At 69.6% G+C, this 18,601-nt stretch carries 13 protein-coding genes and 1 pseudogene; 9 read left to right on the top strand and 5 right to left on the bottom strand.

The window, feature by feature from the left end:
* Positions 1 to 108 precede the first annotated feature (108 nt).
* Both ACFVXA_RS02125 and ACFVXA_RS02120 read left to right on the top strand, forming a co-directional pair.
* On the top strand, positions 109 to 606 hold the full coding sequence (locus tag ACFVXA_RS02125) for a hypothetical protein (protein WP_390023485.1): 498 nt from the start codon (positions 109 to 111) through the stop codon (positions 604 to 606).
* Positions 607 to 641: 35 nt separating this feature from the next.
* A complete protein-coding gene (locus ACFVXA_RS02120) occupies positions 642 to 1,451 on the top strand; it encodes an SAM-dependent methyltransferase (protein WP_362029883.1) in 810 nt (269 codons plus the stop codon).
* Positions 1,452 to 1,469: 18 nt separating this feature from the next.
* Here the strand turns inward: ACFVXA_RS02120 and ACFVXA_RS02115 are convergent, their stop codons facing one another.
* From ACFVXA_RS02115 to ACFVXA_RS02105, 3 genes are all read right to left on the bottom strand, one after another.
* Complete coding sequence (locus tag ACFVXA_RS02115; protein WP_383745632.1) at positions 1,470 to 2,873, bottom strand: FAD-binding oxidoreductase; 1,404 nt, start codon at positions 2,871 to 2,873, stop codon at positions 1,470 to 1,472.
* Positions 2,874 to 3,046: 173 nt separating this feature from the next.
* Positions 3,047 to 5,161 (bottom strand): glycogen debranching protein GlgX, encoded by a 2,115-nt coding sequence (glgX, locus tag ACFVXA_RS02110; protein ID WP_390023539.1) that lies wholly within the window; start codon positions 5,159 to 5,161, stop codon positions 3,047 to 3,049.
* Positions 5,162 to 5,210: 49 nt separating this feature from the next.
* Complete coding sequence (locus ACFVXA_RS02105; RefSeq protein ID WP_362029874.1) at positions 5,211 to 5,726, bottom strand: pep a2; 516 nt, start codon at positions 5,724 to 5,726, stop codon at positions 5,211 to 5,213.
* A gap of 298 nt (positions 5,727 to 6,024) precedes the next feature.
* Here ACFVXA_RS02105 and ACFVXA_RS02100 point away from each other — a divergent pair.
* From ACFVXA_RS02100 to ACFVXA_RS02070, 7 genes and pseudogenes are all read left to right on the top strand, one after another.
* A pseudogene (locus ACFVXA_RS02100) lies at positions 6,025 to 6,228 on the top strand (DUF5133 domain-containing protein); the annotation flags it as partial.
* Positions 6,229 to 6,378: 150 nt separating this feature from the next.
* Positions 6,379 to 8,358, top strand: a complete 1,980-nt coding sequence (locus ACFVXA_RS02095; RefSeq protein ID WP_383748445.1) for an alpha-1,4-glucan--maltose-1-phosphate maltosyltransferase — start codon at positions 6,379 to 6,381, stop codon at positions 8,356 to 8,358.
* Positions 8,355 to 10,076, top strand: a complete 1,722-nt coding sequence (gene treS, locus ACFVXA_RS02090; RefSeq protein ID WP_389472999.1) for a maltose alpha-D-glucosyltransferase — start codon at positions 8,355 to 8,357, stop codon at positions 10,074 to 10,076. Before ACFVXA_RS02095 ends, treS begins: the two co-directional genes overlap by 4 nt.
* 85 nt (positions 10,077 to 10,161) lie before the next feature.
* Positions 10,162 to 11,541, top strand: a complete 1,380-nt coding sequence (locus tag ACFVXA_RS02085; RefSeq protein ID WP_390023483.1) for a phosphotransferase — start codon at positions 10,162 to 10,164, stop codon at positions 11,539 to 11,541.
* A 128-nt stretch (positions 11,542 to 11,669) separates the two neighbouring features.
* Positions 11,670 to 13,883: a 1,4-alpha-glucan branching enzyme gene (gene glgB, locus ACFVXA_RS02080; protein WP_390023481.1), complete on the top strand. Its 2,214-nt coding sequence runs from the start codon at positions 11,670 to 11,672 to the stop codon at positions 13,881 to 13,883.
* Positions 13,884 to 14,078: 195 nt separating this feature from the next.
* Entirely contained in the window at positions 14,079 to 14,666 is a 588-nt protein-coding gene (locus ACFVXA_RS02075; protein ID WP_362019828.1) for a sigma-70 family RNA polymerase sigma factor, read from the top strand.
* Positions 14,656 to 15,411, top strand: a complete 756-nt coding sequence (locus ACFVXA_RS02070; protein ID WP_390023479.1) for a hypothetical protein — start codon at positions 14,656 to 14,658, stop codon at positions 15,409 to 15,411. Before ACFVXA_RS02075 ends, ACFVXA_RS02070 begins: the two co-directional genes overlap by 11 nt.
* A 53-nt stretch (positions 15,412 to 15,464) precedes the next feature.
* On the opposite strand, the gene ACFVXA_RS02065 is transcribed toward ACFVXA_RS02070, so the two are convergent.
* Entirely contained in the window at positions 15,465 to 16,376 is a 912-nt protein-coding gene (locus ACFVXA_RS02065; protein ID WP_362019755.1) for a serine/threonine-protein kinase, read from the bottom strand.
* Positions 16,373 to 18,235 (bottom strand): ABC transporter ATP-binding protein, encoded by a 1,863-nt coding sequence (locus ACFVXA_RS02060; protein WP_389467469.1) that lies wholly within the window; start codon positions 18,233 to 18,235, stop codon positions 16,373 to 16,375. The genes ACFVXA_RS02065 and ACFVXA_RS02060 overlap by 4 nt, the downstream gene beginning before the upstream one ends.
* Positions 18,236 to 18,601: the final 366 nt, after the last annotated feature.

The following is an 18,601-nucleotide window of genomic DNA, read 5'->3' as shown; positions in this document are numbered from 1 at the left end:
GGCCGCACAACCGGACAACCCGCACGCAGCCTCCCGCCGTGCGGGTTGTCCCCCGCACACTGAGGGAGTCGGTCGTCCGGGAGGGAGTCGGAGGGAGTGGGTGCGGGGATGATCCTCCACCAGGCCCTCGCCCAGTGCGGCACGCTCGTCGTCGAAGGTCCCGACGGCATCGGCAGGAGCGGACTGATCACCGAACTGGCCCGCCACGGATTCATGATCCGCCGCTCGAGCGGGCACCTTCACCATGTGGACCCCACCCAGCCGTACCGTGAACTGCTCGCCGCACCGGGCCGATTGGCCATCGACGGCAGCCTGATCCACGAACTGGTCTACGGGCCGCTGCGCCGCGGGCGCTCCCGGGTGACGTGGATCCAGGCACTCGACTTCGCCGAGGCGGTGGCCGAACGCGATGGCGCCCTCGTCCATGTGACCGGCGAGACGGACGACACCGAAGCGGTCCGCGCGTTCGAACGGGCACTGAACACGCTGGCCCAGCATGTCCCCGTCGTCACGGTCGACGCGGCGGAGCTGGGCCATCCCGTCCGCGCCCCCGCTCTCCCTGTGTCCCAACTGGGCGGCTACACACAGGCGTTGACGATAGGTTAGAGACCGACCGCGTGACGTACGGCAGGAGACATCCCATGGCAGACGGCCACCCCACCCCCGACCAGGACGCGCTCTCCAAGATCGACACCACGGTGCCGCACTCGGCGCGCATCTGGAACTACTGGATGGGCGGGAAGGACAACTACGAGGTCGACCGGGCGGCGGGCGACGCCTATCGCGAAGTCGCCCCGAACATCGAGACCATGGCCCGGGCATCCCGCGACTATCTGATCCGCACCGTCACCCTCGTGACGGGCGAGCTCGGCATCCGCCAGTTCCTCGACATCGGCACCGGCCTGCCCTCGTACGACAACACCCACCAGGTCGCGCAGCGGGTGGCGCCCGAGTCGCGCATCGTCTACGTCGACAACGACCCCCTGGTGCTCCGCCATGCCCAGGCGCTGCTCACCAGCACCCCTGAGGGCGTCACCAACTACATCGACGCGGACCTGCACGACCCCGAGAAGATCATCGAGGCGGCGAGCCGCATCCTGGACTTCGACCAGCCCATCGCCCTGATGCTCATGGGCATCCTCGGCCACATCCAGGACTACGAGGAGGCCAAGTCGATCGTCCGCCGCCTCCAGGCCGCGCTGCCCTCCGGCAGTTACTTCGTGCACTACGACAGCACCGACACCGACGCCGCGCTCAAGGAGGCCCAGCAGGGTTACGACGACACCGGCGCGATCCCGTACGTGCTGCGCAGCCCGGCGCAGATCAGCGCGTACTACGAGGGCCTCGAACTGATCGAGCCCGGGATCGTCTCCTGCCCCCTGTGGCGCCCGGAGCCCGGCACCTCGCCCGAGCCCACGGACGTCCACGGAGGTGTGGCCCGCAAGCCCTGATCAGACCGCTGAGGCAGTTCAGGCCAGGGCCGGTGTCGCCGGCTCGATGTTCTGGTTGAGGCGGAACAGGTTGCCGGGATCGTAGGCGGCCTTGATCCGGGCCAGGCGTGCGTAGTTGTCGCGGTAGCTGGCCCGTACGCGCTCCTGGCCCTCGTCCATCATCATGTTGACGTAGGCCCCGCCCGCGGAGAAGGGGTGCAGGGCCTCGGAGTAGTCGACGCTCCACCGCTTGATGATCTCGGCGTTGGCCGGATCGGGGTCCACGCCCGCGAACACCGATGCCCAGCGGGAGTCGCGGTAGCTCCACGCGGTGTCCCCGGGTGCGTGGTCGTGGACGGCACAGTCGATGGGGTACATGTGCATGGTCGACTTCCACGTGGGCATCTCGGCACCGAACCGGGCGTGCAGGGCGACCGCCTCGTCGGGGATCTCGTTGACGAAGTCCGCGCGCCAGTACCACTGGTCGCCGGGCGGGTAGATCCCGTCGAAGGCGGACTGGATCGCGGGGTGCGGCATCGGCGCCGGGCCGTGCACCAGCGGCGCGGGCAGCGCGTCGAGCAGGGGGGCCATCTCGGCGGCAGCCGCCTCCGCGTCGTCGCCGACCCGGCACCACACGACGCCGCAGACCTTGCGCAGGTGGATCTCCTCCGGGAACGGCGGGCCGGGCGGGACCGAGGCGAACAGGAAGAAGCCGTTCAGTTCGCGGGGCGCCTTCGGCAGGAAGTCGCGGTACGCGCTGAGGACCTCGGCGCCGAGTTCGACGGGCCAGAACGTGGGGCCCGCGACGACCGTGCTCACCTCGTGCAGCCGGAACAGGAACGAGGTGACGACGCCGAAATTGCCGCCACCCCCGCGGATCGCCCAGTGGAGATCGGCGTTCTCGTCGGCGCTCGCCCGCACCTTCTCCCCGCTCGCCAGGACGAGCTCGGCCTCCAGCAGGTTGTCGATGGTCAGCCCGCACTTGCGGGTGAGGTGCCCGATGCCGCCGCCGAGCGTGATGCCTCCGACGCCCGTCGTGGAGATGATGCCGCTCGGCGTGGCCATGCCGTGCTCGTGGGTGGCACGGTCGACCTCGCCCAGGAGGCAGCCGCCGCCCACCCGCACCGTGCGGGCCTCGGGGTCCACCTCGACGTCCTTGAGCGGGGAGAGGTCGATGACCACCCCGTCGTCGCAGGTACCGAGGCCCGCTCCGTGATGGCCGCCGCCGCGCACCGCGAGCGGCAGGCCGTGGTCACGGGCGAAGCCGACGACCCTGGCGACGTCCTCGGGTCCGGTGCAGCGCGCCACCAGGGCGGGCCGCCGGTCGATCATCGCGTTGTAGACGGTACGGGCCTCGGCGTATCCGGAGTCGTCCGGGCCGATCAACTGCCCTTTGAATCCCGTCAGTTCCTGGCGGGCCGCCTGTGCTGGTGTGGTGTCCATGTGCATCCCCGCATCTGGGGACCCGCTCCGCGTTCCGGTGCCCGGGACCCTTGGCCGGTCCCCGCCGATAGGTCCGATATACCCCTTATGGCCCAGTCAAGCAAAAGCCTACCCCCGCGCCCTCCGCCCAGCTCACCCGAGCGCGCGCGGCTCCCCGTGGTCGCACACCGCGCCTAGACCGTCGCCGCCGCCGGGGGCCGGGAGAGGAGTACGAGGCTGCGGGGCTCGACGCGGACCTCGGTGCCGGCCTTGCGTTCCGACTCGTCCGGCAGACCCTGGGGGTCGGCGGTGTCGATCCGTGACGTCCATCGCTCGCCGTAGCCGGCGTCCGGCAGACGGAAGGTCACCGGCTCCCAGTAGCTGTTCAGAAGCAGCAGGAAGGAGTGGTCGACCACGGGGGCGCCGTACGGGTCGGGTTCGGCGATGGCGTCGCCGTTGAGGAAGACGGCGACGGCGTGGGCGTCGGGGCGCAGCCAGTCCTCGTCCGTTATCTCGCGCGCGTCCGGTCGCAGCCACATCAGGTCGGGCAGGGGCTGGTGTGCGTGCGTCGCGGTGTCGCCGAGGAAGAAGCGACGGCGCCGCAGTACGGGGTGGGCGGCGCGCAGCTCGATGGCGCGCCGGGTGAAGTCCATGAGGTCGCGCTGTTCGTCGCTCAGGTTCCAGTCGATCCAGGAGATCTCGTTGTCCTGGCAGTAGGCGTTGTTGTTGCCCTGCTGGGTGCGGCCCAGCTCGTCGCCGTGGGCAAGCATCGGGACGCCCTGGGAGAGCAGCAGGGTGGCGAGGAAATTGCGCTGCTGGCGGGCCCGCAGTTCCCGCACCCCCTCGTCGTCGGTGGGGCCCTCGGCACCGCAGTTCCAGGAGCGGTTGGCGCTCTCGCCGTCGCGGTTGCCCTCGCCGTTGGCCTCGTTGCGCTTGTCGTTGTACGAGACCAGGTCGTGCAGGGTGAAGCCGTCGTGCGCGGTCACGAAGTTGATGCCGGCGCGCGGCCGGCGCCGGTCGTGCTGGTAGAGGTCGGAGGAGCCGGTCAGCCGGGAGGCGAACTCGCCGAGGGTGCGATCGCCGGACCGCCAGAAGTCCCGTACGGAATCACGGTACTTTCCGTTCCATTCCGACCACAGCGGCGGGAAGTTGCCGACCTGGTAGCCGCCGTCCCCGACGTCCCACGGCTCGGCGATGAGCTTCACCCTGCCGACCACCGGATCCTGCTGGACCAGGTCGAAGAACGCCGACAGCCGGTCCACCTCGTGGAACTGCCGCGCGAGTGTGGCCGCGAGGTCGAAGCGGAAGCCGTCGACGTGCATCTCGGTGACCCAGTAGCGCAGCGAGTCCATGATCAGCTGGAGCACGTTGGGGTGCCGCATCAGCAGGCTGTTCCCGGTACCGGTGGTGTCGTAGTAGTGCGCCGGGTCCCCTTCCACCAGGCGGTAGTACGCGGCGTTGTCGATGCCGCGGAAGGAGAGCGTGGGGCCGTTCTCGTTGCCCTCGGCGGTGTGGTTGTAGACGACGTCGAGGATCACTTCGAGGCCGGCCGCGTGCAGCGCCTTGACCATGGCCTTGAACTCGTCGACCTGTTCGCCGTGGGTGCCGTGCGCCGCGTAGCCGTTGTGCGGCGCGAAGAAGCCGATCGTGTTGTAGCCCCAGTAGTTCGACAGACCGCGGTCGCGCAGGAAGCCGTCCTGGGCGTACTGGTGCACCGGCATCAGCTCGACGGCCGTCACGCCCAGTGAGGTCAGATGCCCGATGACCGCCGGGTGGGCCAGGCCCGCGTAGGTGCCGCGCAGTTCGGCGGGGACCTCGGGGTGCGTGCGGGTCAGACCGCGCACATGGGCTTCGTAGATCACCGTCTCGGCGTACGGCCGCATGGGTGGGCGGTCGTGGCCCCAGTCGAACTCGGGGTCGGTCACCACGCCGAGCAGGGTGTGGCCCGCGGTGTCGGCCCGGGAGGGCCCGTCGGGTGCGTGCTCGAAGAGCGAGGGGTGGTTATCGGCCTGCCCGTCGACGGCTCTGGCGTACGGGTCGAGCAGCAGCTTCGCCGGATTGCACCGGTGGCCGGCGGACGGGTCCCAGGGGCCGTGCACCCGATAGCCGTAGCGCTGCCCGGGACCGATGCCGGGGAGGTAGCAGTGCCACACGAAGCCGTCGACCTCGGTGAGCGTGACCGTACGAGAGTCGCCGAACGCGTCGATCAGGACGAGATCGACGCGTTCGGCGACTTCGGTGAAGAGGGCGAAGTTGGTTCCCTCGCCGTCGAATGCCGCGCCCAGGGGATAGGGGCGCCCGTTCCAGATGCGCACCTGATCACCGTAGGGCGATCACGGCCTCCGTGTCGCCACGGACTCACCCGACCGCGACGGCGGCCTCCGTGGTGTCGCGGAATCCGGCGAGGGCCGGCTCCGGCAGGGGCAGGCGGCGGGGCGCCTTGCGCGCCTCCCGCAGGCTGGGGGCGGGTTTCGGCGGGACCAGCGGGGCCCGTTCGGCGGCCGGGGCCCGCCAGGAGAACCAGATGATCTTTCCGCCGGCACCGGTGGCGCAGCAGCCCCACCCCTCGCTCAGCGCGGCGATCTGCGCGAGGCAGCCCTGGGGGGCGTTGTGTGGCCGGATGTCCTGGCTGTTGTCCGAGACGGCCGCGATGAGGCGCTGGCCGTTCCACCACATCTCGATGGTCGTGTTCTTGTCCGTCGCGTGCTCCTCGATGGTGTGGAGCAGCGCTTCGGCGCAGCGACAGACGGACTCGACGAGAATCTCCAGGTTCCAGTACCGGAGGTGTGCGGCCAGAATGCGCCTGACCTGTCCGACCCGTTCCGGGCTGACCTCCACGTCGAGGTGGTAATAGCAGGGCACTGCAGCTTTCATCGTCGTTGGCTCCTCACGGCGAAGCTCTCGCCTCTCCTCGCCCCTGCGGGCCGAGCCCCGAACACGAAGCGTGAGCACTGATCGCTTCTGAGTCAGTCCCAGAGTGCGAGTGCTACTCCATTCGTGCAACACGAGAGCGCCATCCGATGTTGTTGAAGAGCCAACAAGACGCTCGGTGTCGGTACGGGCACCATGGGTGAGGGCTCTGATCTCCGTAACGGATCGGTGCCTCTGCGTGTACGGCCCCCACTCGCCATCCAGGCGAGCCGTGCGCTGTCGAGAAAGGGTGACCAGCGTGATGCTGCTGCCTGCCAAAGCCGAGGTCGCGAGACATCTGGAGCGATACCGGGCCTGGGAACGCCTGTTGCTCGCGGCCCCCGCCGACCATGTGGTGCGGGGCAATTTCGAGAACACCGGGTACACCCTGTGCGTCCTGATGGGAAAGCGCTGCGCGCGCGAGGCCGCGGACGCCGCCGAGCACTATGTGCGGGACGTTCCGGCAACGATCTGAAGGCGGGTCGGGCCCACGGATGTGAAGGGCACCGTGGGCCCTGGAAGGTGAAGCGCGGGTTCGACTCAGGGATCTGACCCGCCGGTTGGGCGCGGCAATCCGAAGCGCACGTTGGGCTCGAGGACGGTGGAGGCGAAACGCATGGACGCACAACCGGACACCGGTCGTATCCCGATCGTGGATGTCCGCCCGGTCGTCGAGTGCGGCAGGCGCCCCGCGAAGGCGGTCTCCGGCGAGACCTTCCAGGTCACCGCCACCGTCTTCGGCGAGGGCCACGACGCCGTCGCCGCCAACGTCGTGCTGCGCGACCCGGGCGGCCGCCCCGGCCCGTGGACGCCGATGCGTGAGCTGGCCCCCGGCAGCGACCGCTGGGGTGCCCACGTCACACCGGGCGAAATCGGCCACTGGACCTACCTGGTGGAGGCGTGGAGCGACCCCGTCACCGCCTGGCGCCGCGCCGCCGAGATCAAGGTCCCGGCCGGGATCGACATCGGGCTGGTCCTGGAGGAGGGCGCCACCCTGTACGAGCGGGCCGCCGCCGCGGTCCCGGAGCCGGCGGGCCGGGACGCCGTGCTGGCGGCGGCGAACGCCCTGCGCGACGAGTCCCGGCCGCCGGCCGCCCGACTCGCCGCCGCCCTCACCCCGGAGGTGGACTCCACCCTCGCGCGGTATCCGCTGCGCGAACGGCTCACCCGCTCCCTGCCGCAGCCGCTGCTCGTGGAACGGAAGCGGGCGCTGTACGGCTCCTGGTACGAGTTCTTCCCGCGCTCGGAGGGCACCCCTGAGCGGCCGCACGGCACATTCCGTACGGCCGCCGAACGCCTGCCCGCGATCGCGGAGATGGGCTTCGACGTCGTCTACCTCCCGCCGATCCACCCCATCGGCACCACCTTCCGCAAGGGCCCCAACAACAGCCTGTCGGCGAGCCGTTGGGACGTGGGAGTGCCCTGGGCGATCGGCTCCTCGCAGGGCGGTCACGACGCGGTCCACCCGGATCTGGGGACGATCGACGACTTCGATTCGTTCGTACGCCGGGCCGCGGACCTGCGCCTCGAAGTCGCCCTGGACTTCGCGCTCCAGTGCTCCCCCGACCACCCGTGGGTGGAGAAGCACCCCGAGTGGTTCCACCACCGGCCGGACGGCACAATCGCGTACGCCGAGAACCCGCCGAAGAAGTACCAGGACATCTACCCGATCGCCTTCGACGAGGACATGCCGGGCCTGATCGCCGAGACCGTACGACTGCTGCGGTACTGGATGGATCACGGTGTCCGGATCTTCCGGGTCGACAATCCGCACACCAAGCCGGTGGTGTTCTGGGAGCGGGTGATCGCGGACATCAACCGCACCGACCCCGACGTGATCTTCCTGGCCGAGGCCTTCACCCGGCCCGCGATCATGCACAGGCTCGCGGCGGTCGGCTTCCAGCAGTCGTACACCTACTTCACCTGGCGCAACACCAAGGACGAGCTGACCGAGTACCTCACCGAACTCTCGGGCGAGGCCGCCGCCTATATGCGCCCCAACTTCTTCGTCAACACCCCCGACATCCTGCCGGGCTACATCCAAGGCGGCGGACGCCCGGCCTTCGAGGTGCGGGCGGTGCTCGCCGCGACACTGTCACCGTCGTGGGGGATGTACGCCGGATACGAGCTCTGCGAGAAGGCCCCCGTCACGGAGGGCAGCGAGGAGTACCTCGACTCCGAGAAGTACCAACTACGGCCACGTGACTGGGAGTCGGCCGCGCGCGAGGGCAGGTCGATCGCACCGCTGATCACCCGGCTGAACCGGATCAGGCGGCAGCACAAGTCCCTGCAGGAGCTGCGGAACCTCCATTTCCACTCGGCGGACAACGACGCCCTCATCGCCTACAGCAAGCGCACGGGCGACGACACGGTCGTGGTGGTGGCGAACCTCGACCCTCACCACAGCCAGGAGGCCACGGTCTCGTTGGACATGCCCCGACTCGGCCTGGACCGGCACGAGTCGGTACCGGTGCGCGACGAGCTCACCGGCGAGACCTACCGATGGGGCAGGGCCAACTATGTGCGGCTGGGACCGGGCGGTGCGCATGTGCTCGCCGTCGGCCCCGCACCGCGGATCGGAGGGTCACCCGCATGATGGTCAACGAGCCCGTACCGGACACGTTCGAGGACACACCCGTCAGGGAGCGCGACCCCGAGTGGTTCAAGCGCGCCGTCTTCTACGAGGTCCTGGTCCGCTCCTTCCAGGACAGCGACGGCGACGGTGTCGGCGACCTCAAGGGCCTGACCGCGAAGCTGGACTACCTCCAGTGGCTGGGCATCGACTGCCTGTGGCTGCCCCCGTTCTTCAAGTCCCCGCTACGGGACGGCGGGTACGACGTCTCCGACTACACCGCCGTCCTGCCCGAATTCGGTGACCTCGCCGACTTCGTCGAGTTCGTCGACGCCGCCCACCAGCGCGGCATGCGCGTGATCATCGACTTCGTCATGAACCACACCAGCGACCAGCACCCGTGGTTCCAGGAGTCCCGCGCCAACCCCGACGGCCCCTACGGCGACTACTACGTCTGGGCCGACGACGACAAGCAGTACCAGGACGCCCGGATCATCTTCGTCGACACCGAAGCCTCCAACTGGACCTTCGACCCCGTCCGCAAGCAGTACTACTGGCACCGCTTCTTCTCCCACCAGCCGGACCTCAACTACGAGAACCCCCGTGTCCAGGAAGAGATCCTGGCGGCGCTCCGTTTCTGGCTCGATCTGGGCATCGACGGCTTCCGGCTGGACGCGGTGCCGTACCTCTACCAGGTGGAGGGGACGAACTGCGAGAACCTCCCCACCACCCATGAGTTCCTCAAGCGGGTCCGTACCGAGATCGACGCTCTCTACCCCGACACGGTGTTGCTGGCGGAGGCGAACCAGTGGCCCGAGGACGTCGTCGACTACTTCGGCGACTTCCCCTCCGGCGGCGACGAGTGCCACATGGCCTTCCACTTCCCCGTCATGCCCCGCATCTTCATGGCCGTGCGCCGCGAGTCCCGCTACCCCGTGTCCGAGATTCTGGCGAAGACCCCCGCCATCCCCTCCGGCTGCCAATGGGGCATCTTCCTGCGCAACCACGACGAGCTGACCCTGGAAATGGTCACCGACGAGGAACGCGACTACATGTACGCGGAATACGCCAAGGACCCGCGTATGCGCGCCAACATCGGCATCCGCCGCCGGCTCGCCCCGCTACTGGACAACGACCGCAACCAGATCGAACTGTTCACCGCCCTGCTGCTCTCCCTGCCCGGCTCACCGATCCTCTACTACGGCGACGAGATCGGCATGGGCGACAACATCTGGCTCGGCGACCGCGACGCCGTCCGCACCCCCATGCAATGGACCCCCGACCGCAACGCGGGCTTCTCCTCCAGCGACCCCGGCCGCCTGTTCCTGCCCACGATCATGGACCCCGTCTACGGCTACCAGGTCACCAACGTCGAGGCATCGATGTCCTCCCCGTCATCGCTGCTGCACTGGACCCGCCGCATGATCGAGATCCGCAAGCAGAACAAGGCGTTCGGACTCGGCTCCTACACGGAACTCCAGTCCTCCAACCCGGCCGTGATCGCGTTCCTGCGCGAATACAAGGACGACCTCGTCCTGTGCGTGCACAACTTCTCCCGCTTCGCACAGCCCACCGAACTGGACCTGCGCACCTTCAACGGACGCCACCCGGTGGAACTCATCGGCGGAGTGCGCTTCCCGGCCATCGGCGAACTCCCGTACCTGCTGACCCTCGCCGGTCACGGCTTCTACTGGTTCCGGCTCCGCCGCGCGGTCACGCCCAGCATCATCAGGCGATCTTGACGGTGCGCCTGAGTGTGCGTCCGTATCCCCGCGAGTACCTCGGTGTACCTCCCCAGCACGCCCGCCTCTGAAAGGACGTGTCGCCATGGCGAAGACCGCACTGCACCGTCCGAGCGGCCTCGGCCTCGACTCCGCTCCGCTGCTGACCTCGCTCGCCGAGCTGCTGCGCGCATGGCTTCCGCGGCAGCGCTGGTTCGCGGGCAAGGGCAGGCCCGTCACGGATCTGACCCTGGTGTCGTCGACCGAGCTGTATCCAGGGTGTCTGCATCTGCTGGTCCGCACCGAGCACCTCGACCCGCCGCCCCATGGCGGCCCCGGCACTCCCCCGCCCGACGACTGCTACCAGCTGCTCCTCGGCGTGGGGGACGTCCTGCCGCCGCGCCTCACTCACGCCGTCATAGGCCGGCCCGACACGGGCCCGCTGGCGGACATGGTCGTGTACGACGCCCTCCACGACCCCAAGGCGGCGGGAAAGCTCCTGGAGTGCCTCCGCCGTCCGGGCACGGCGGGCCCCCTGCGTTTCGAGCGTGACACGCGCGTGGCCGTGCCCGCCGGTCTCGCCCCCCGTCTCCTGGAGACCGAGCAGTCCAACTCCTCGCTGGTGTACGGGGATTCCTTCATCCTGAAGATCTTCCGTCGCGTCCAGCCCGGCATCAACCCGGACCTGGAGGTGCCGTGGGCGCTGTCCCGGCAGGGCTGCACCCGCGTACCCGCCCCCGCGGCCTGGTTCCGGACCTCACGGCCGCAGGAAGCCACGCTCGGAGTCCTTCAGCCCTACCTGCGCGAAGCCGCCGACGGCTGGACTCTCGCACTCGAATCCCTCGCCGCGGGGCGGGAGTTCACGAACGAGGCGTACGAACTCGGCCGGGCCACCGCCGAGGTGCATCTCGCGCTGGCCTCGGCGTTCCCCTTGGACATGCCGAGCCCGCGGCAGAACATACGACTCGCGGCCGCGATGAGCGAGCGACTCGACGCCGCGGTCCGCTCCGTGTCCGAACTCCAGCCGTACGCACGCGGGTTGCGCTCCGCCTTCGAGGCGCTCGCGGCCCTCGACACCGCGATCCGCCCCGCCCAGCGGATCCACGGCGACCTCCATCTCGGCCAGGTGCTGCGGGCCGGACGGCAGTGGTCCGTGATCGACTTCGAGGGTGAGCCGGCCCGCCCGCTCGCCGAGCGCCGACGCGTCCAGTCCCCCGTGCGCGATGTCGCCGGAATGCTGCGGTCCTTCGACTACGCGGCCCGCTCGCGTCGGCCCTGGCGTCCCGAGTGGGCGCAAAGCTGCCGCGAGACCTTCTGCGCGGGCTATGCGGCCGAGGCCCGGTGGGACCCGCGCGAGGAACCCGAACTGCTGCGTGCCTACGAGACGGACAGAGCCGTCTACGAGGTGCTCTACGAGGCGAGACACCGTCCTGACTGGCTGCCCGTGCCGATGGCGGCGGTCAGGCGTCTCGCCGAACGCTGCTGAGCCCGGCCGACAGTGATGGCCCGGTCTCTCCGGCAGTGCGAATCCGTCTCTGCGGCAGTGACAACCCGTCTCTCCGGCAGTGATCATCCACCCACTCCCCGCTACCCCCTCCTGAGGAGGCTGACGTCGTGACAGTACGCACCACATCGGCGAGCGTCCGACCGACCGCCGCCGCTTCGTTGGACGCGACAGACAGGGGGCGGCTGCTGTCGGGCGCCCACCACGATCCGCACGCCCTGCTCGGCGCGCACCCGGTACCGGGCGGCGTCGTGTTCCGCGCGCTGCGTCCGTACGCCCAGGCGGTGGCCGTGGTGGTGGACGGGATGCGCACCCGGCTGGACAACGTGGGTGACGGCCTCTTCTCCGGGGTGCTGCCGCTCGACGCGATCCCCGAGTACACGCTGTCGGTGACCTACGACGGCACCGACTTCGAGGCACAGGATCCGTACCGCTTCCTGCCCGCGCTGGGCGAGGTCGATCTCCACCTGATCGGCGAGGGCCGCCACGAGGAGTTGTGGAAGGCGCTCGGCGCCCACCCGATGGCCCATGAGGGCGTCCTTGGCACCCGCTTCACGGTGTGGGCCCCGAACGCGCGGGGCGTCAGGGTCTGCGGGGACTTCTGCCACTGGGACGGCTCCACGGGATTTCCGATGCGGTCGCTGGGCTCCTCCGGCGTGTGGGAGCTGTTCCTGCCCGGCTTCGGCGAGGGCACGCTCTACAAGTTCGACATCACCCGTCCCGACGGCACGCACACACTGCGCGCCGACCCGATGGCCCGGCGCACCGAGGTGCCTCCGGCGACGGCCTCGATCGTGACGGAGTCGTCCTATGCGTGGGGCGACGCCGGGTGGATGGCGGAGCGGGCGGAGCGGACGGCTGTGCACGAGGCTCCCTTCTCGGTCTACGAGGTGCATCTGCCGTCCTGGCGACCAGGATGGACCTATCGTCAGCTTGCCGATGAACTGCCGTCGTATGTACGGGACCTGGGCTTCACCCATGTGCAGTTCATGCCGGTGGCCGAGCATCCCTTCGGCGGGTCGTGGGGCTATCAGGTCACCGGGTTCTACGCGCCGACAGCACGGCTGGGCACCCCCGACGACTTCAAGTACCTGGTCGACGCGCTGCACCGGGCCGGGATCGGCGTGCTGATGGACTGGGTGCCGGCGCACTTCCCCCGCGACGACTGGGCACTGGCCGAGTTCGACGGACGCCCGCTCTACGAACACGAGGACCCACAACGCGCCGCCCACCCCGACTGGGGCACCCTGGAATTCGACTACGGACGCCGCGAGGTACGCAACTTCCTGGTCGCCAACGCCGTGTACTGGTGCGAGGAGTTCCACATCGACGGACTGCGCGTCGACGCGGTCGCCTCGATGCTGTACCTCGACTACTCCCGCGAACCGGGCCAGTGGAGCCCGAACGAACACGGCGGCCGGGAGAACCTCGACGCGGTCGCCTTCCTCCAGGAGATGAACGCCACCGTCTACCGACGCAATCCGGGAGTCGTGACGATCGCCGAGGAGTCCACCGCCTGGGACGGTGTCACCCGGGCGACCTCTGACGGAGGTCTCGGCTTCGGGCTGAAGTGGAACATGGGCTGGATGCACGACTCGCTCGAATACGTGCAGCGCGAGCCGGTTCATCGCCAGTACCACCATCACGAGATGACGTTCTCGATGGTGTACGCCTACAGCGAGAACTACGTCCTGCCCATCTCCCACGACGAGGTCGTGCACGGCAAACGCTCACTCGTGTCGAAAATGCCCGGCGACTGGTGGCAACAACGCGCCACCACCCGCGCCTACCTCGGCTTCATGTGGGCCCACCCCGGCAAACAACTCCTCTTCATGGGCGAGGAATTCGCCCAGGGCGCCGAATGGTCCGAAGCCCACGGACCCGACTGGTGGCTCCTCGACCCCGCCTACCCGGCCGAACCCGACCACCGCGGCATCCGCGACCTCGTCCGCGACCTCAACACCGCCTACCGCCACACCCCCGCCCTCTGGCAACGCGACACCGACCCCGCCGGATTCACCTGGATCGCCGGCGACGCCGCCGAGGACAACGTCTTCGCCTTCCTGCGCCACGACACCGACGGCACCCCCCTCCTCGCCGTCAGCCACTTCTCACCCGTCGTCCGCCACGGCTACCGGCTCGGCGTCCCCGAAGACATCCCCGCCTGGCACGAAACCCTCAACACCGACACCGCCCGCTACGGCGGCAGCGACACCCTCAACCCCCACCCCGTCAAACCCGAACCCCACCCCTCCCACGGCCGCCCCACCAGCATCCAACTCACCCTCCCACCCCTCGCCACCATCTGGCTCCGCCCCGCCTGAAACCCCGGCCCCCGCCCCCAGACCCCCGCCAAAAGATCACGCAGTTCCCCGCGCCCCTGGACAGGGCCGCGGGGAAGGTCCTTGCGACACCAGCTGGTCCGTTCGCGCTCCGGCCTCCGGAGCGAGAAGAATCGGAGCATGAGCTTCCGCAAAGACCGGGCAATCTCCTGGCGCGGGCGGACCGTATATACGGGTATGCAGGGATTCCGGTTCTCAGTGAGCCCTCTTCCGGACGAGGCTCTGCTGTCCGGGCTGGCCACCGGTGACCCGGAGCTCGCCGTCACCTTCGTACGGAGGTTCCAGCACACGGTCTTCGGTGTCGCCATCGCCGTGATCGGGGATCCGCAGCTCGCCGAGGACATCACCCAGCAGACGTTCGAGCGCGCGTGGCGCCATGCGCAGATGTACGACTCACGCCGCGGTTCCGTGACGACCTGGCTGACGACCATCGCCCACAACCTCGCCATCGACGCCGTCCGCTCGCGGCGCCCGGATCCGGTGGCCCCCGAAGACCTGGACGCTCTCCTGGACGTCGTCAGCGCGACGCCGGAGCAGCACGCGCTGGCCGACGAGGCATCGACCCGGCTGCGGGCGGCCGTGGCGGAGCTGCCGCGCGAACAGGGCCGTGCCCTGGTGATGGCGGGTATCTATGGAATGACGGCCCAGCAGATCGCCGACTGGGAGAAGATTCCGCTGGGCACCGCCAAGACGCGGATCAGGACGGCGATGGGAAAGCTGCGGACCACGCTCGCGTCCCCGAAGCGAGGCAATGATGTCCAGTGACGTGCCCTGCGAGAAGCTGCGGGAGGTCGGCGCCGAGCTGGCGCTCGGCGTACTGCCAGGCCGTGAGCGGGCCGGCGCGATCGCCCACCTGGAAAGCTGTGCGGACTGCCGGGAGTACATCGAGCAGCTGACCCTCGTCGGCGACGGGCTGATCGGGTTGCTGCCGGGCAGTGAGCCGCCGGTCGGGTTCGAGACCCGGGTGACGCAGGCCCTGACACAGGCGGCGTCGGCGCGCGAGGGACGTTCGCCGGCCCTCGGGTCCGGCATCCCCCGCCTGGGCCTCGGCGGCCGGGTGCGGCTGCGGGTCGCCTCCGCCGTGGCCGCCCTCGTACTCGCCGTCGGGTTCGGCGGCTGGGCGGTCGGCACGGTGATCGAGAACGTCGCGGCCGGCACTTCCCCGTCCGCCGAGAACGAGGCGGGCATGTTGTCGGGAGAACTGACCTCGGCCCAGGCCCTCGGGAAGCCGACCGGTGAGATCTACGCCCACCCCGGGTCTCCGGGCTGGATCTACATGACCGTGGACCTCGCCGTGGCCGGTACCCCGTACAGCGGCACGGTCTCCTGCCTGCTGGAGCGCAGCGACGGCAGCACGGTCCGCGTCGGCACCTTCACCATGCATGAGGGCTACGGCTTCTGGGGCGGGCCGGCCGCCGTCGACCCCGCGGGGCTCTCCGGCGCCCGGCTGACGGCGCCCGACGGCAGCGTGCTGGCCACCGCCCACTTCGAAACGGCCGAACTGGCGTGACCCGGCGGGCTCCGCGGCAGCCCGCGTGCCGTGCGAGGCAGTCGTACCGGCGCTCAGATGTGCGCGGCGCGCGGCCCCCGGCCCGGGAGCATCGTGCCGAGGGCCGCGGCCAGCTCGGGAACCGTGAGCCGGGCCGACGGGTCCTGCCGGAGGCAGCCGTCGATGGCCGCGGCGAGAGTCCGTGGCAGGCGCCGCCGCGACGCGATGGGCGCGGCGCTCGCCTCCAGCTGGGGGTACCAGTCGTCCCGGCCCCCTGTGGCGGTCTCCTCCGCCTCCCCCGTCCGCGCGTCGTAGGACTCGTCCACGGTCTCGCCCCGGTCGAACGGCACCTCGCCGCTGGCCACCTCGTACAACGTGATGCCGATGCCCCATACGTCGGCCGCGGCCGACAGCGGTCCGCCGCGCGCCTGCTCGGGTGAGAGGTAGCAGAACGTGCCCACCCCGTGGGGAGCGACCCCGGGCGGTCGCGCCACGCTGAGGTCGAGCACCTTCGCGTGGCCGCAGTCCACCACGATGTTGGACGGCTTGAGGTCGAGATGCAGCAGGCCGTGACCGTGCAGGTAGTGGATCGCGGAACACAGCTGCACACCGAGCAGGGCCACGTCGGAGGCGGCCGGCCGGTGCCGCAACCGGTCGATGAGATGCGACAACGTCTCCCCGGTCAGCGTCTCCAGGACGACGAGCGGCTCGGGCGACTCGAAGGTCTCGTAAGCGCGGACCAGGTGCGGGTGGGTGAAGGTCCGCAGCCACCGGCCCTCTCGCAGCAGTTGATCACGCAGCCGCGTCTCGTCGCGAAGGTCCGGACGCATCACCTTGACGACGCAGCGGCAGGCGCGTTCCTCGCTCCAGGTGTCGTACAGGTCCAGCCATCCCGTGCGGGCCAGGTGCCCCAGAATCTCGTAGCCCGGAACCGGACGGGTGCCCGGTGCCAGGGGCGGGGCCGGTCCTGCCTGAGCAGCGGTCATGGCAGCACCGTTTCCGGTGCCGGGGAGTCCGCCCGGGCGGGACCGGCCACGGCGTGCAGCCGGTGGAGCCGGGCGTACGTCCCGCCGTGCACCAGCAGGTCGTCATGGGGTCCGGATTCGACGACCCGCCCGCGGTCGAGTACCACGATGCGGGTGGCGTCACGGACGGTGAGCAGGTTGTGCGAGATGACGACGGTCGTCCGCCCGGCCATGAGACGGCGCAGCGGGTCCATGATCCTGCGGGCGGACTGCGCGTCGAGGCCCGTGGTCGGTTCGTCCAGGAGCAGGACGGGCGCGTCCCTGATCATCGCCCGGGCGATCGCCAGGCGCTGGCGTTGTCCGCCGGAGAGCGTCCGACCGCGCTGGCCGACCATCGTGTCGTAGCCGTCCGGAAGCAGCCGGATGAACTCGTGGGCGTCCGCGGCGACGGCCGCCGCGACGATCTCCGCCTGCGTCGCCCGGGGCCGGCCGTAGGCGATGTTCTCGCGCACCGTGCCGTGGAAGACGAGCGTCTCCTGCAGCACCACCGCGACGTTCTCCCGTACGTCGGACAGGGACAGGTCCCGCAGATCGATGCCGTCGAGACGGATCCTGCCCTGATCGGGGTCGTAGAAGCGGAGCTGGAGCTTGGCGACCGTGGACTTGCCGGCCCCGCTCGCGCCGACCAGCGCCAGGGTCTCGCCGGGGGCGACGTGGAACGACACATCGGACAGCGCCCAGCGTGACGTACCGGGGTAGCGGAAGGACACGCCGTGGAACTCGATGTCGCCCCGCGCCCGGCCGATCCGGCGGACGTCGGCGGCCTCGACGACCTGGGGGCGCTGGTCCAGCAACTCGATGATCCGCTCCGCGGAGGCCGACGCGGCGTAGAAGGTGTTGCCGAGGTGGGAGAGGTCGCGGATCGGGCTGTAGAGCTTGCCGATCAGTGCCAGGAAGACCAGCAGCCCGCCCAGGGTGAGCTGGCCCTGCGCCAGTTTCCAGGTGCCGAGACCCATGACGGCGAGGGCGCCGGACACCTCGATGATCTCGACGAGCGGTCGGTAGACGGCACGGATCCGCGCGGACGCCATCGCGGCACGGAACTTGCCGGTGTTCTCGCGCTCGAAGCGGCGTTCCTCCCAGCTCTGCCGGTTGTACGCCTGGACCAGGGCCACGTTGCTCAACGATTCCTCGGCGACCGCGCTGAGCGAACCGCTGCGGCGTCTGCGCTCCCGTGACGCCTCCTTGATCAGCCGGGAGAAGTGCCGGGCCGCGCGCCAGAACAGCGGCACGATGACGAGCGCGAGGAGCGTCAGATCCCATTGGAGGTAGCAGAGAAGTCCGAGGAAGACGCCCAGCCTGATCACCTGGTAGAGCGCGTCCGCGACACCCGAGAGCAGGAACGTCTCGACTGCGTCCACATCACCCGTGACACGCGACAGCACGTCTCCGAGCCGCCGCCGTTCGAAGAACCCGAGCGACAGTCCCTGGACGTGCCGGAACACGTCGGAGCGCAGGTCCAGCAGGAAGCGTTCGCTGACCCAGGTGGACGTCATGTCGTCGGCGAACCCCAGAATTCCGGAGCCGATGATGAGCCCCAGATAGGTCGGCGCGATCCAGAGGAAGGGTCTCAGGTCGCGCGGGACGAGCACGTCGTCCACCACGATCTTGAAGAGCCACAGCTCGGCCGCGTCGACGAGGGGGCCGATCAGGCTGAAGACGACGAGCGGGACGAGCCAGCGTCGGCGGCCTCGTGTGTAGGGCCAGAAACGCCGGAACACCTCGCGCGGGGGCAGGGGCGGCGCCGCCGCCACCACGGCGTCGGCGTCCTCGCCGACCGACAGCAGACGCCGTAGAACGCGCCTCGGGATACGCACCATGGCCTGGATCCGTCGTGGCTCGACGACAGAGCGGACCGGGTCCTCCAGTTCCCGGTCCGCTCAGCCTTCAGTGGTCGTGACCAGACCTGTGATCGTCGGACTCGTGGGAACGACGGTGGCGACGGTGCCCCCTCATCGAGGAGCCGTCGTGCCTCGAGGTCGAATCCTTCCGGTGGTCACGGTGTCTGGCAGGAAAGACATCGCTGAAAATCGCCATTGCATTCCTCCCGCTGAAACATCTCTCCTAGGCAATACGCGTCAGAACGGGATTTGGATGGCGATTCCAGGAAAAAAGGCAAACAGATTTGTTCCCGGTGCCCCCCGGGACAAGCAGGGCACCGGGAACCGCAAGATCATTCAGCGAGG

It is taken from the genome of Streptomyces sp. NPDC058246, from assembly GCF_042881985.1.
Lineage (GTDB): Bacteria > Actinomycetota > Actinomycetes > Streptomycetales > Streptomycetaceae > Streptomyces.
This window is presented reverse-complemented; position numbering and strand designations above follow the sequence as displayed.

What these genes read in the sequence shown, in the direction of transcription:
- ACFVXA_RS02085 (WP_390023483.1), top strand. Translation starts at nt 10,162, where the DNA reads ATGGCGAAGACCGCACTGCACCGTCCGAGCGGCCTCGGCCTCGACTCC.
- ACFVXA_RS02105 (WP_362029874.1), bottom strand. Translation starts at nt 5,726, where the DNA reads ATGAAAGCTGCAGTGCCCTGCTATTACCACCTCGACGTGGAGGTCAGC.
- treS (WP_389472999.1), top strand. Translation starts at nt 8,355, where the DNA reads ATGATGGTCAACGAGCCCGTACCGGACACGTTCGAGGACACACCCGTC.
- ACFVXA_RS02060 (WP_389467469.1), bottom strand. Translation starts at nt 18,235, where the DNA reads ATGGTGCGTATCCCGAGGCGCGTTCTACGGCGTCTGCTGTCGGTCGGC.
- ACFVXA_RS02120 (WP_362029883.1), top strand. Translation starts at nt 642, where the DNA reads ATGGCAGACGGCCACCCCACCCCCGACCAGGACGCGCTCTCCAAGATC.
- ACFVXA_RS02075 (WP_362019828.1), top strand. Translation starts at nt 14,079, where the DNA reads ATGCAGGGATTCCGGTTCTCAGTGAGCCCTCTTCCGGACGAGGCTCTG.
- ACFVXA_RS02095 (WP_383748445.1), top strand. Translation starts at nt 6,379, where the DNA reads ATGGACGCACAACCGGACACCGGTCGTATCCCGATCGTGGATGTCCGC.
- ACFVXA_RS02125 (WP_390023485.1), top strand. Translation starts at nt 109, where the DNA reads ATGATCCTCCACCAGGCCCTCGCCCAGTGCGGCACGCTCGTCGTCGAA.
- ACFVXA_RS02070 (WP_390023479.1), top strand. Translation starts at nt 14,656, where the DNA reads ATGTCCAGTGACGTGCCCTGCGAGAAGCTGCGGGAGGTCGGCGCCGAG.
- ACFVXA_RS02065 (WP_362019755.1), bottom strand. Translation starts at nt 16,376, where the DNA reads ATGACCGCTGCTCAGGCAGGACCGGCCCCGCCCCTGGCACCGGGCACC.
- ACFVXA_RS02115 (WP_383745632.1), bottom strand. Translation starts at nt 2,873, where the DNA reads ATGGACACCACACCAGCACAGGCGGCCCGCCAGGAACTGACGGGATTC.